The organism is Leptospira selangorensis (genome assembly GCF_004769405.1).
Taxonomy (GTDB): domain Bacteria; phylum Spirochaetota; class Leptospiria; order Leptospirales; family Leptospiraceae; genus Leptospira_B; species Leptospira_B selangorensis.
Genome location: NZ_RQES01000019.1, coordinates 526,923 through 540,288 on the forward strand (window position 1 = coordinate 526,923; position 13,366 = coordinate 540,288).

A 13,366-nucleotide genomic window follows, 5' to 3' on the forward strand; every position below is an offset into this window, starting at 1 on the left:
TTAAATATTGACAGCCGGGCTTTCCGGGAAATTATGGCGTATTAGGCAAACCTATGCGGTGAGCCATCCTTATTTATTCGAAGGAATTTTACTTTGGTTAAGATCAGACTACAAAGAACCGGAGCCAAAAACAACCCTCACTACCGGGTCGTGGCTGCAGATGCCCGTTCCCCTAGAGACGGTAAATTTATCGATATCCTCGGACACTATCACCCAGCAGAAGTGAAAAGCCAAACAGTCCTGGATAAAGACAAAATTTTAGGCTGGCTCAGCAAAGGTGCTCAACCTACCGGAACCGTTCTGAACCTCATTAAACACGAGGGGATTTGGGCGGAATATAAACAATCTCTGAAGAAGTAATGGAAGAGCTGATCCGCTATATCGTTACTTCTCTAGTAGATCATCCGGAGGAGATTTCCGTAAAGGAAATCGAGGGCGACGAACAAACCGTCCTAGAACTCCGGGTTTCCCCGAAGGATGTGGGGAAAGTGATCGGCAAGAATGGTAGGATCGCAAAGTCCTTAAGAGCGATCTTAACCGCAGCCTCCATCAAAGCCGGAAAAAATTTCTCCTTAGAAATTATTGACTGAGACTCGAATCCTAACCGGACATTTAGGAAAACCCTTCGGACTGAAGGGTTTAGTCCGACTGGTTGCAGAGGATAGTTCAGTTCCGGAACTCAAATTTCCCCTCCAAGCTATTTTAGAATTCTCCTCAAGAGAACCTGTTCCCGTAAAAATCCTTAAATCCACTATACAATCCGGAAAGATACTTTTACAGTTAGAAGGTATCAATTCTCCGGAAGAAGCTTCTTCCTTAACCGGTGGAAAACTCTATATAGATCGTTCTCATTTTCCAAAATCCAAAAACGAAGAATATTATCTATTCGAACTAAAAGGTCTGAAAGCTATCTCAGAAGATGGAAAAGAGCTTGGTTGGGAATTGGTAGACATTCTAGAAAATCCGGCACATTCTATCCTGGTCTTTCAAACACAAGATTCGGAGATCTTAATTCCTTATGTGGAAAAACATGTAGGAAAAGTACTCTTAGAAGAGGGAAAGATCGTTGTCATAAGTCCTGAGGATTGGAATGAAATTTAATTTTATTACCTTATTCCCCACAAAAGTCCAGGCGTATTTTTCAGAAGGACTACAGGAGAAGGCAATCCAGAAGGGAGTATTCTCCGTTAATATAGTACATCTTAGAGACTTCTCCAATAATAAACATCTAAAAGTAGACGACACTCCATATGGTGGAGGTCCAGGTATGCTTTTAAAAGTAGAGCCGATCGACCTGGCCTTAAAGTCCTTGGGAGAAGATAGAGGACTAGTAATTCTTACAACTCCTTCCGGAATTCCATTCGATCAGAACGTTGCTGAGAAACTTTCCAAGCTTCAAAAACCAATCACTCTTATATCAGGATATTATGAAGGAGTGGATCACAGGGTAACAGAGCATCTTGTTGACATAGAACTGTCCCTTGGAAATTATGTAATTTCAGCCGGAGATTTGGCTAGCCTCTGTATTACAGATGCTGTGTCCAGGCTTTTGCCCGGCTTTTTAGGCGACCGAGAGAGCCTGGAAGAAGAATCTCATAACGAAAGGGATGTTTTAGAATATCCACAATATACGAAACCTTCCGAATACAATGGCTGGAAGGTTCCTGAAATTCTCTTGGGCGGAAACCACGCGGCGATCGAATCTTGGCGCAATGCCAATCGAAAGAAAGTCGACCCTGATATTACGAGGAATTTATGAAAGAACTTTTAAAAGGCGGACTTCCTACAGAAGCAAATCGTACCCTGAACTTCAATGTTGGGGATACTGTAAAGGTCCATTATAAAATCCAAGAATCCGGTAAGGAAAGGGTCCAGGTTTACGAAGGAGTTGTGATCTCCATCTCTAACGGCGGAAACGGAAAATCATTCACAGTTCGTAGGATCTCTTACGATGTAGGTGTTGAGAGAGTATTCCCGCTTTATTCTCCTCGTATCGCTAAAATTGAACTAGTACGTAAAGGTAAGGTTCGTCGTTCTAAACTATTCTTCTTAAGAGAACGTTCCGGAAAATCTGCTCGTATTCGCGAGTTGAAAGGCGGAAAAATTCTGGTTGCAGAAGACAGAAAACGCCAAACAGCAGAAGAAGCAAAAGCTGCTGCTCCTGCTGAAACCACTGCTGCGGAATAAAAACCATCTTTAGTTGCGGCAGACTTCTCTGCCGCAATCTCTTCCTTCTTCTTTTTACTTTCCCCCTTAAAACCGATGCCTCTCGCAAATTTCGAACCCGAAGAATTGAAATTTTTTTCGGAGTTTCTTCCTTGCGGAATAGATGAAGCTGGCAGAGGTCCTTATGCTGGCCCTTTATCCGTAGGAATGGTTTCCTTCACGCCGGATATTTTGGAAAAAATCTATGCGGGTCAGATCCTAAAAGGGTTAAACGATTCTAAAAAACTCACAGAGTCTAAACGTGAGTCTTTGTTCCAAGAAATCCAAGAAACCGCCCACAAAATTGCACACGCATTCTTATCTCATACCTATATAGATCGTTACGGGATCAACAGAGCAGTATTAGAAGGTATACTGAAATGTTATAGAAAGGCCTCCCAAGCTCCGATAGAAAGTACCGGAAGAAAACTTCTGCTCTTAATAGACGGAAACTATAATTTTTCCAAATACAAGGAATCGGAAGAGGTAAAACGCCAGTCTTACTATTATAAAAAAGGGGATTCCAGGATCGCAAGTATCGCGGCCGCATCCATTATCGCAAAAGTAAAACGGGATCGTTTTATGAAGGCGATCTCTTCCAAGTTTCCAGGTTATGGATTCGAGGGGCATAAAGGGTACGGAAGCGCGGGACATGAGGAAGCAATCCGGAATCTGGGACTGGCAAGAATCCACAGAAGATCTTTTACTAAAAAATTCCATGTTTCCGATCCCTCCTCCCAATCCGATTGACAAAAACCAAAATCCTCAGGTCCGAAAAACGGACAGAGTCCCGGAATCCCATCAAATCTCATTCATAGTCGGATCTTCTACCAAATTACAAAATCCGGAATTATTCGAAGGTGAATCCAAAGAGGCTCCATTTTTTAGGGTTTGGGTGAAAGAAGGTACCAAAGACGGAAAGGCAAAACTTGTCTGGAAAGGTGAAACATTAGAAGCCGAAACTAAAACAAGTCTTCTAACCGGAGAACAATTACTTTTATCCCGAACCTTATCCGGTAGTAACTCCGAATGGAAAATACAGGAAAGGAAACTAACGTTAGAAACGGATGATTCCAAAATATTTTCTCCTTTGGAAAAAGGACTCACAGGAGTTTTGGAGAAGGTACTACATAAAGAAGAAGGTCCCATTTCAGAAGACAGCATTTTGGCCTTCCTCAAAAGCTATTTTCCTCATTTCGAATGGAAATCGGAGACTCCTTATTTCGAGTGGGAATGGGAAGGAGGAAATGCAGAAGGGTATTTGGGTGGAACCGATCCGGGTCGTATATTTGTGCTCTTTATGGAGACCAAGGAAGACGGTCCGAGTCTCTACAGGTTTCACTGGAAAAAAGAAGATGCATCGGACCTGGTTCTAACCGCTATTTATACTAGTTCTAAATTGTACTTGCATATAGGTCGGAATCGTAAAAAATTTATGCAGTTCTTGGAAGAATCGGGAGTTAGATTCCAGGAACTCAGGATACAATATAAGCCCTCTTTACAGAGAAGGGAATGGACTGCGTGAAATTCGGAATCGCCCTAAAATTTACACCGAACGAAAATAAAGGCCCAAAAATCCTAGCCACTGGACAAGGTCTATTAGGTGAAAAGATCAAGGGTGTGGCTAAGAGACACGGAGTTCCTATAGTGGAGGATGCTCCTTTGGCCGAGGCACTTTCTCCGATACCGGTAGGACAAGAAATTCCGGAAAATTTATACAGAGCGGTTGCGGGTGTTTTTGCTTTCGTACTCAGCCAAAAAGCGGAAGCAAATTAAGGGAATTTGAAAAAATGAAAAAATTGAACGTGTCCGAATTGAAGCCGGGTATGAGATTTACAAAGCCCGTTTATCTGGACAAAGAAAATCTGTTCATCACTTCCAATACTCCGATCACTGATTCGGATCTGGAACGTTTGAAAAGATTCGGGATCACCGAAGTATTAACCCATGGTGATATCCTAGTCATAGATGTGGATCCTGAAAGATTGGAGACCCAGTTAGAGGATTTTATCATCTCCACGATCGTAGACGAAGACCTTCTTCCTTTGAAAGGGATCTACGATAACCTGAATCGCATTAAGGTACAATTTTCTAATCTATACAAAAATACTTTCGCATTAGTCCAAGACGTTTATAGAAAAGTTGCAGACGATAAGGTATTTGATTTTGGCCCGGTAAGAGAACAAGGAGAAGCGCTATCCGACTTCGTAAGGACCCATAATAATCTTTCTTATCTAATCCTTGGGATGAATAACCCTGGATATTATCTATATAACCAGATCACTACTTCCACATTCTATGCTTTGATCATAGGAAAACTTTTAGACTTCTCCCGTCCTAAAATGGTAGACCTTGCAATCTCTTGTTTGGTGGCAGATGTGGGAATGACAAAGGTTCCTGCAACCATCTCCGAAAAAACGGACCAACTCACCGACGAAGAATACAAATCCATCCTAAAACATACGATCATAGGTTATCAGGTCCTGACCCAAAGAATCAAAATTAAGAACAGTTTGGCAGTCGTTGCTCTACAACACCATGAACGTTTTGATGGAAAAGGTTATCCTCAGAAGATCGCAGCAACCGCAATCGAAGAGAATGCTAGGATTTACGCAATTGCGGATAATTTTTCGGCCCTAATTACAAACAGACCTCATAGACAAAGAGTACTTCCTCACGAGGCTATCAAATCTATGATCAGTATGGATGTGGGTAAGTTTGACTTAAAGATTGTGCGCACATTCTTGAATCAGGTTTCCTTATACCCGGTGGGTTCTTGTGTGGAACTTTCAGATAAAAGAGTTGGGATCGTTCTGGCGGCAAACGCAGACAAACCTTTAAGGCCTTCTATCCGTATCATAAAAGATGAATATGGAACCTTCGTAAGAAATCTGGTCTTAGTGGATCTTGTAAAAGAAAATCATCTGTTTATCGTAAAGGCACTCGATCTTCAGGAAGCTACCGCAAACTCTTAATTTTTTTTTGGATCTATACTTTTAGATCCAAAAAATATTCTCCATTCTTCTTTTCCAAAACAGGTCTCTTCATGGGACCTGGCTCCAAACGAAATGTGCTAAAAGGAAAAGAAGGAGAAAATATCGCCGCAAAACTTCTTCATGAGCAAGGTCATAGGATTTTAGAAAGAAATTTTAGGATCCAAAGGGGAGAAATCGACATAATCAGTGTGAAAGAAAACGTCCTTTATTTTACGGAAGTGAAGTACTGGAGTAAAACTTCTCCCATTCACCCCTTGGAAATATTCACGCAAGTCAAGATCCGAAGAATGAAAACGGCAGCTCAGTATTATTTGAGCAGAAACGTTTCCTTTAGATCTCATTTTGTCTCCTTCTCTCTGGCCCTAATTACCGAAAAAAGGGAACTGAAATATTATCTTCATCTCTTCTAAAACAATCGTTAAGCGATTTGAAAAACACGTCGATTTTCGAATTGTCTGCGGGTTCTCAAGGATGAGGACCTTAAATCGTTACAAGGAAGTAACTATGAAAAGCATCCAAATTCTCGGCAACTTGGCCGGGTCCGACCCGTTCGGACCGGACCCAGTGATTCTGAGAAAACGAGGAGTTCCAATCAAGAAGCGGAAATTCGAGGACTATAAGAAGAAGATCGAGGACGAAAACTACATAGATTTCGCAATCGATAAGATCGCTATGGAACTCTCGCATTTCCTGTCAAAGTAACCACAAAAATAAAACCGTCGAAAGAACAAGTTAGGTTACGGCCCTGTTTTCCGGAGACCATCCGGAATTCAGGAAAACAAGGGCCTCCTCCAAATTCCTCAAAAGAACATCCTCCGAACCTTCCAGATCTGCAATCGTTCTCGCTACCTTTCTAAAATGAGCTACCTTACGAATGCTGAACTTCTGTTTGTTGACAGCTCCCCAAAAATACTGTTCACATTCTCTGGAAAGAGGGATCATTCTTTCTACTTCTTCTCCTCTTAATCTTCCGTTGTAGAGTTTTCCTGTTTCTCTAAATAATCTTCTGCGCTGCATGTCGGCTGCTGATTGGATGGAGTCTCGGATGGATTTTAAGTTTATGGAAACCTTTTCCCCATCTGTACTTCCGGAAAAACCTATATGATAGAATATTTCGATCCGATCCAAAAAAGGTCCGTTAAAAGGAGATTGATAATTCCTAATACTTGCAACGCTGCAGTTACATTCCCTTATTAAGGTTTGGTAATATCCGCAAGGACAAGGATTGGTGGCCCCTATAAACAAAAAAGAAGCGGGGTAGGTAATAGAACCTCTAATCCTTGAGATCGTAATTTTCCCTTCTTCCATCGGTTCTCTTAACGCTTGTAAATTGCGGGAATGGAATTCAGAGAGTTCATCTAAGAATAGTATCCCATTTCCGGCCAGGGAAACTTCTCCCATTCTTAAACTGCTAGAACCTCCGACGAGTGAGATATCGGAAGTAGTATGATGAGGACTTCTAAAAGGTCTTTCTACTTCCGTGTTCGAAAGATTCTCCTGTAAAGAACGTATCCCTAATAGTTCGATTCCTTCTTTCTCTTGGATCCTAGGAAGAAATCCGTGAGCTAATTTTGCGAGCATTGTTTTTCCGGCGCCTGGAGGACCAGACAATAAACAATGATGAAATCCGGCACTTGCAATCTGAACTGCTCGTATTGCAGGCAATTGACTTTTATAGGATTCGGATTTCCAGGGTAGAATTTCCGATCTGATCTTTATCTCGCCCTTAGGCTCAGGCTTAATTTCTCCTTTAGCCAAGGAGACTAAATCTTTTAGATGAGAGATGGAATAGATCGGAAATTTTTCCAGGATGGAGGCTTCTTTCCTGTTTTCGAAAGGAACCACTGCCGCAGTAAAACCAACATTTTGTAATTCGGAAAGTATTGGAAGAATTCCTTTCAGAGGTTTTACCGAACCATCCAGTCCTAACTCTCCAAGGAAAAGAAACCGTTCTAGTTTTTGAGAAGAAGGTAATTGTTCCGTTAAATATAAAATCCCGGCTGCAATCGGAAGATCTAAGTATGTCCCTTCTTTTTTCCTGCCGGCAGGTGCGAGATGGACTAGTATATTCTGTAGAGAATATTCAAATCCGCTGTTCTCTATTGCGATCCTGATCCTGTCTGAAGATTCTTTGATGGAAGGACTAGGGAGTCCTGTGATCAGGAACCTTGGGATCCCTCTTTTGATATTGATTTCGACGGATACCGGAAAGGGAAGTATTCCCTCCAGGGAAGCCCCCAGAAATTTGGTCAGTTTACATGTCTCCATAACCTGGACAGGTGCGGAAAAATTCGGGCCTCGCGCTTTTTTTCTAAAAACTAGTTTATCACTTCCGGACCTTCAGTAAGTTATGCATGAAATGGTGCGATTCTTCGCTTTTTTACTGGCTCTATTTACTATACAGTGCGGTGCCAGACTGATCAAAAAAGAGAAGTTATTCGAGATCAACGAGCATTACCAAGATAAGATATACAGCCTCAAAAAAGACACAAAAGTCTCTATGACCGAAACTTTTAAGAAGGGAATGTTGGTCCGAATCTATGTCGAATCGACTCCTTCCCTGGTTAAAGTGAAATGTTTCCCTGCAGACCAGAAAAGGGAACATGCTATCGGCAGGTTGATTGCCTATCAGGTAAACGATGATTTAGATAAAAAGACCATCAGTATAGAGGATTTGGATAAGATCGTTGCAAATGAGCTCACGGAATATAAAAAGAAAAAGTAGCCGTCGTTCCCCCCTAGGTTCAAGAAGGCAGCCCGATGCGGCCGATATTAAATATGTGAAACGGACGATTCTTTGCCTTCCCATTATATCCGCCATGGTGGCTTCGGCTTTATCGGCCGATCCTCTTAAAAATTACGAAAACGCGATCAATGATTACGCGAATAAGGACTCTTCCTTCTTTACTGATAAGGAAGAGCGTAAGATTAAACAATTATTCTCCCAATCCCCGGAAGAATGGGAAGAAGACAAATATTCTTCTCTTAGTTATAATAAAGATAAGTCCAATCTGGAACTTCCTTCTTTTATCAGCATCAATCCCATCGTTTCTTCTAAGATTATTAGCCAAAGCGGCTTTATTATAAAATCCTATATCGTAAAACCTAAGGATACTTTATTCAGGATCGCTAAATCCTTAAAAACGACTGCTGCTAAAATTTCAGAAGCAAACGGTTTAAACAAAGGGTCCGTTCTAAAAGTTGGACAAAGTTTAAGTGTTCCGGTAAAAGTAGGGAATGCTTCCCGCCAAAAGATAGAATATAAAAGAGTATTCATCACTCCAGTTTTAGGTGCTAGATTTTCTTCCAGATACGGTAAAAGAAAAGATCCATTCCACACAGGTGGAGGAGGCTACCATACAGGGATAGATATGGCTGGCCCTCAAGGAGCACCAATACTCGCTTCCGCAGATGGTGTGGTAAGTTTTGCAGGAGTTAACGGCGGTTACGGAAACTCAGTCATCATAGATCATCCAAACGGATATAGAACCATGTATGCGCATTGCGCTAAAATTACAGTGGAAGAGGGAACGAAAGTGAAAGCTGGCACGGTCATAGGTGCCGTAGGTCGTACAGGCTCCGCCACAGGTTCCCATCTCCATTTCGAGGTGTTCTATAACGGAAAAAGGATCAATCCTGAGGTGGCACTTAGGAAAACCTTAAAAATTGTTACGAACCTAGACCCAGGCAAAGTAGCAAAACTTTAATAACCGATCATCTTTCAAAAGCCGAGACCATATTTTAAGGTCCGGCTTTTTTAGACTGATTTCTTGAGAATATCCGAAGGGCGCAATGAACGCAATTTTTATCGAATTCAGAAAACATACATTCTATGTTCTGATCCCCGTCGTGATATTTTTCTCCTTCTCTCTGGCATATCTTTGTAGAGGGATACTTCTACTTTTTCTGACCCCGAATGTGCAAACAGGTTCCTCCACTTCGGCTCCCAGAAGACCGGTCGCTGAAAATTCTATTACGATCGAAATGTCCAAGGAAATGGTAACAGGTTCTTTATTTAGGGGAAGTTTAGCTCCACCTCCAGGTGAAACTCCCGCAGGAGTAGACGGAAATCCTGGCGCCCCTCCTGATACTGGAGAAGGTGAGGAAATGAGGATTACCGGAACCTTGAGTGGTCACTGGAGTTTTGCCCGAGTTACTATTTTAGAAAAAGGGAAACAAAACGCGGAAGAATTCGCGATGGGAGAAGCGGTTGGAGGATATAAGGTAAAGTCCATTCTTCTCAACCATGTTGTCTTGGAAAAAGGAGGCCAATCTCTCAAAGTAGAAATAGGCCAAACACCGGGAGAGGCTAGGGCCAAATTAGGAGCTCAGGCAGATGTTCCAGGAGGACCACCTGCCGCTGATTCGGTCCGTAAAATTCTGTCCAGACAGGACGTGAATAGGAAATTAGCTAACGTAGCTGAACTTTATAAGGGAAAATTTGGTCCTTATTTGGAAAATAACACGATCGCAGGCTACAAAATATACAGTATAGGCAGCGATCATATTTTCTATTCTTTGGGAGCTAGGACCGGAGACGTGGTGCGACGGGTAAACGGAATGCCCTTAAACGATACGGTGAAAATGATGGAAATATGGAATTCCTTGAAAACAGCCGATAAAGTATCCGTAGACGTAGAGAGAATGGGCAAGATATTGTCCTATGAATTCATCATCCGGAATTAAAGATTAAATGCGCAAAACAGATTTACGAGCCAGATATTTAAGAAACGCAGCATTCGCGTTCTTACTTCTTTTTTCGGTGAACGAAGGTTTACTCTCCCAGGCTTCCAAAAAAGGAACTAAGAGAAATACGACCCCGCCTGCGGAAGATACAAAGGAAAAAACCTTTTATGCTAACTGGAGAGATACTGAACTTAATGATTTTCTAAAAGGGATGAGCGCGATCCTAAAGAAAAACATTCTTTTGGATGAGAGTTTAAAGGGTAAGAAGATCACAATTATCTCTCAAAAAGAGATCCCTATAAAAAACGCATTTCCTTTCATGAAGGCGGTTTTGGAATCCATGGGATTCGCGATAGTAGAAGAAGTGGATCTGATCACTATCGTAAAATTAAAGGACGCACTTGCTAGATCTCCATATGTTAGAGTAGGTAAGGAACCGATTCCAGAAACGGAAGCGTTAGATAACCGCATTATCACCCAGATCATTCCGGTAGAAAATGTAAAACCGGAAGAATTGGAACCTATCTTAAAAAGATTAACTTCTCCTAATACAGATATTATCGTTTATAGAAATACGAATACGATTGTACTTTCCGGATCTACTGCTGACATCAATAAACTACTTACTTTAGTAAACGAGTTAGATGTAAGACCGGATGAATCTACACCTGGCGCAGTCGCTTCTGCGGGTGATGTTCATATTTATACATTAGAATTTAATGAAGCGGAGAAGATCGCAGCTACTCTTATCAAGTTGGATAATCCGGTAGTAGGAGACCAACCTCTTCCAAGTGGAGCACCTGGTGCACCACCTCCTCCAGCTCCTAAAGTGGAAAAGATCAAAGCAGTTGCTCATAAAGAGTCCAACTCTGTAATCGTTACCGCGACTGAAGCAGAATGGAATGAGATCCGTAAAATTATCCGAGTTTTAGATGCTGCAAGAAAGCAGGTTCTATTAGAAGTATTGATCGTGGAACTTTCTTCCACTGATACGAATGACTTCGGTATTGACTGGAGATTCCAAGGACAAGGACCTTATAGCCAGTTCAACTCAGGACTTGCTAAAGAAGGGAATATCATCAACTCAAGCGGTAGGATCAACCCGAACCTAAACACTTTATCAGGTTTCTCTCTCGGTTTCGTCCAAGCCGGCGCACAACAGATCTTAGGGATCTTAAGTGCAAACCAGGGAAATGAAAATTTTAACGTATTATCCGCACCTCAAGTTCTCACCTTGGACAACCAAGAAGCTGAGATCAACGTTGGACAGGACGTTCCGGTAAGAACCCAAAGCCGTAACGCAGGTTTGGGTGGTGCAAACGCAGTGACGGTGGATAACTACGAATATCGTCCAACAGGTATTAAATTAAAATTCACTCCTCACGTGAATAAGAATAATCGTATCACTTTAGATCTTTTGCAAGAGATCAAAAACATCGCCTCCATTGCACTTGCAGGAGGAAACCCGACCTTCAATAGAAGGGAAGTGAAAACCACAATCACTATAGATAATAGACAGACGATCGTAATCGGGGGTTTGATATCCAACGATAAACAAAAACGTCTGATCAAGATCCCATTACTCGGAGATATTCCTTATCTGGGTTGGATCTTCCGTAGAACTACTGAACAATTAAAAAAGACCAATTTGATGGTATTTATCACTCCACATATCTTGGATAATCGTGAACTTGCTGATAAGATGACTGTTAAGAAAAAGTTACAACAAGAAAGATATGAAATTGAAAGGGAAAGGGTTCTAAACAAGGAAGCCACCATCAAGGAACGCGGAGAATAATACAGTGAAAACTCTAGGTGATATTCTCGTAGAAGACGGGGTCATATCCGCCAAGGATCTAGAAGACTCTCTCAAACTACAAAAAAAGAATCATTTACCCCTAGGACATATTCTTCAGAAAAAAGGGATCGCAGGAGAAGTAGACGTTCTCAAGGCGATGGCTCGCTTATACAAAATGGAATTCCGGGAAAAACTGGATTTCAAGGGAATGGAAGAAGTTTACGACCGTATCCCTCTTAAACTCATCCAAAAAAGTAAAATAGTTCCATTCGAACTAAATAAGAAGAACGTTAAAATTGCGGTGTCTGATCCTACGGATCTTCACCCAATGGATGATGTTCGTTCTGCATTAAAAGAATTTAAAATAGAATTCATACTCGCACCTGAACCGGAAGTGATGAGGCTTATTCACTCCCAGTTCGACACTACTTCTGCGGCAGCTAAGGACCTTCTAAATGAAATGGAAGGTAGTTTCTCGGAACTTGCAGAAGGTTTCGATAACGAGACAATCGATCTTTCCGACGACGCTCCAATCATCAAGATGGTGAACGTAATCCTTTCTCAGGCAGTAAATGAGAGAGCTTCGGATATTCACGTAGAACCTTACGAAAAAAGTCTAGTGGTCCGCTACAGGATAGACGGTATTCTTCATAATGTACTAACTCCTCCGAAATCTTACCATGCGGGGATCACTTCTCGTATTAAGATCATGTCCAACCTGAACATTGCTGAGAACAGATTACCCCAAGACGGTAGGATCAAACTCAGACTTGCGGGCAAGGATGTGGACATCCGGGTTTCTACAATTCCTTGTCAGTTCGGGGAACGTATCGTTATGCGTCTCTTGAATAAGACTGACCAGAAATATTCCCTCGAAACGATGGGGTTCTATCCGGATCTTGTTAAAACACTTCGTACTCTTATTTACGAACCTCATGGTATTATCTTAGTAACTGGTCCTACTGGATCCGGAAAATCCACCACATTATACTCCGCTCTCACGGAGTTGAATACCGAAGAAAGAAATATCATCACCTGTGAAGACCCGGTGGAATACCAAATCGATGGTGTTTCCCAAATGCAAATGCAGGAGAAGATTGGACTTACATTTGCAACAGGACTGAGAGCTATTTTACGTCAAGACCCGGACGTGATCATGGTGGGGGAGATCCGAGACGAGGAAACTGCAAGGATCGCGATCCAAGCTTCCTTAACAGGTCACTTAGTATTCTCGACTTTGCACACGAATGATGCCGCATCCGCTGCTACGAGACTTGTGGATATGGGAATTGAACCATATCTAATCACTTCTACAGTATTGGGATTTATGGCCCAACGACTTGTAAGAACTATATGCAAAGAATGTAAAATTTCTTATAAACCGACTCCTCAAGAATTGGAATCCATCGGAATTGCAAAAAAGGATCTAAAAGGCGGAGTTTTATATAAAGGCAAAGGTTGTTCTCATTGTATGAATACCGGGTTTAAGGGAAGGACAGGGGTTTACGAACTTCTGATCATTAGCACTCCGATCAAAAATGCGATCCTAGCCGGATCGGATACGAATAAGATCAATGATATCGCCCTAGAAAACGGATTTGCCACAATGAGAGATTATGGTATCCGAAAAGTATTGGATGGAGTTACCACCCCGGATGAAGTCCTAAGGGTTACTTAAGTT

At 41.8% G+C, this 13,366-nt stretch carries 17 protein-coding genes; 16 read left to right on the forward strand and 1 reads right to left on the reverse strand.

Translation table 11 applies throughout. From position 1 onward, the window contains the following. Positions 1-93 precede the first annotated feature (93 nt). The 11 genes from rpsP (at position 94) to EHO58_RS17605 (ending at position 5,903) form a co-directional block, all read left to right on the forward strand. The gene (gene rpsP, locus EHO58_RS17555) at positions 94-360 is read left to right on the forward strand and encodes a 30S ribosomal protein S16 (RefSeq protein ID WP_135626683.1); all 267 of its coding nucleotides are present in this window, start codon (positions 94-96) and stop codon (positions 358-360) included. Further along, positions 360-590 (forward strand): KH domain-containing protein, encoded by a 231-nt coding sequence (locus EHO58_RS17560; RefSeq protein ID WP_008591501.1) that lies wholly within the window; start codon positions 360-362, stop codon positions 588-590. Before rpsP ends, EHO58_RS17560 begins: the two co-directional genes overlap by 1 nt. Next, entirely contained in the window at positions 583-1,101 is a 519-nt protein-coding gene (gene rimM, locus EHO58_RS17565; protein ID WP_135626684.1) for a ribosome maturation factor RimM, read from the forward strand. Before EHO58_RS17560 ends, rimM begins: the two co-directional genes overlap by 8 nt. Further along, entirely contained in the window at positions 1,091-1,759 is a 669-nt protein-coding gene (trmD, locus tag EHO58_RS17570) for a tRNA (guanosine(37)-N1)-methyltransferase TrmD (RefSeq protein WP_135626685.1), read from the forward strand. Before rimM ends, trmD begins: the two co-directional genes overlap by 11 nt. Next, complete coding sequence (gene rplS, locus EHO58_RS17575) at positions 1,756-2,187, forward strand: 50S ribosomal protein L19 (protein WP_135680786.1); 432 nt, start codon at positions 1,756-1,758, stop codon at positions 2,185-2,187. Before trmD ends, rplS begins: the two co-directional genes overlap by 4 nt. A 75-nt stretch (positions 2,188-2,262) precedes the next feature. Further along, positions 2,263-2,955: a ribonuclease HII gene (locus EHO58_RS17580; protein WP_135626686.1), complete on the forward strand. Its 693-nt coding sequence runs from the start codon at positions 2,263-2,265 to the stop codon at positions 2,953-2,955. Next, on the forward strand, positions 2,924-3,730 hold the full coding sequence (locus EHO58_RS17585; RefSeq protein WP_135626687.1) for a hypothetical protein: 807 nt from the start codon (positions 2,924-2,926) through the stop codon (positions 3,728-3,730). The genes EHO58_RS17580 and EHO58_RS17585 overlap by 32 nt, the downstream gene beginning before the upstream one ends. Then, positions 3,718-3,981 (forward strand): EscU/YscU/HrcU family type III secretion system export apparatus switch protein, encoded by a 264-nt coding sequence (locus EHO58_RS17590; protein WP_208728843.1) that lies wholly within the window; start codon positions 3,718-3,720, stop codon positions 3,979-3,981. Before EHO58_RS17585 ends, EHO58_RS17590 begins: the two co-directional genes overlap by 13 nt. Positions 3,982-3,995: 14 nt before the next feature. Next, positions 3,996-5,180 (forward strand): HD-GYP domain-containing protein, encoded by a 1,185-nt coding sequence (locus EHO58_RS17595; protein ID WP_135626688.1) that lies wholly within the window; start codon positions 3,996-3,998, stop codon positions 5,178-5,180. 71 nt (positions 5,181-5,251) lie between these two features. Then, positions 5,252-5,611 carry a YraN family protein gene (locus tag EHO58_RS17600; RefSeq protein WP_135680787.1) on the forward strand — a complete coding sequence of 120 codons (360 nt, stop codon included), beginning with the start codon at positions 5,252-5,254 and terminating at the stop codon, positions 5,609-5,611. 94 nt (positions 5,612-5,705) lie between these two features. Next, complete coding sequence (locus tag EHO58_RS17605) at positions 5,706-5,903, forward strand: hypothetical protein (protein WP_008590301.1); 198 nt, start codon at positions 5,706-5,708, stop codon at positions 5,901-5,903. 30 nt (positions 5,904-5,933) lie between these two features. On the opposite strand, the gene EHO58_RS17610 is transcribed toward EHO58_RS17605, so the two are convergent. Then, complete coding sequence (locus tag EHO58_RS17610; RefSeq protein WP_135680788.1) at positions 5,934-7,469, reverse strand: YifB family Mg chelatase-like AAA ATPase; 1,536 nt, start codon at positions 7,467-7,469, stop codon at positions 5,934-5,936. An 82-nt stretch (positions 7,470-7,551) separates the two neighbouring features. Here EHO58_RS17610 and EHO58_RS17615 point away from each other — a divergent pair, with 82 nt between their 5' ends. From EHO58_RS17615 to gspE, 5 genes are all read left to right on the forward strand, one after another. Next, positions 7,552-7,926, forward strand: a complete 375-nt coding sequence (locus tag EHO58_RS17615; protein ID WP_135626691.1) for a type II secretion system-associated lipoprotein — start codon at positions 7,552-7,554, stop codon at positions 7,924-7,926. Then, entirely contained in the window at positions 7,895-8,908 is a 1,014-nt protein-coding gene (locus EHO58_RS17620; protein WP_423789948.1) for a M23 family metallopeptidase, read from the forward strand. Before EHO58_RS17615 ends, EHO58_RS17620 begins: the two co-directional genes overlap by 32 nt. Before the next feature lie 85 nt (positions 8,909-8,993). Continuing rightward, on the forward strand, positions 8,994-9,887 hold the full coding sequence (locus EHO58_RS17625) for a general secretion pathway protein GspC (RefSeq protein WP_135626692.1): 894 nt from the start codon (positions 8,994-8,996) through the stop codon (positions 9,885-9,887). A gap of 7 nt (positions 9,888-9,894) precedes the next feature. Further along, entirely contained in the window at positions 9,895-11,685 is a 1,791-nt protein-coding gene (gspD, locus tag EHO58_RS17630; RefSeq protein WP_135680789.1) for a type II secretion system secretin GspD, read from the forward strand. A gap of 4 nt (positions 11,686-11,689) precedes the next feature. Next, a complete protein-coding gene (gspE, locus tag EHO58_RS17635) occupies positions 11,690-13,363 on the forward strand; it encodes a type II secretion system ATPase GspE (protein WP_100723997.1) in 1,674 nt (557 codons plus the stop codon). Positions 13,364-13,366 lie beyond the last annotated feature (3 nt).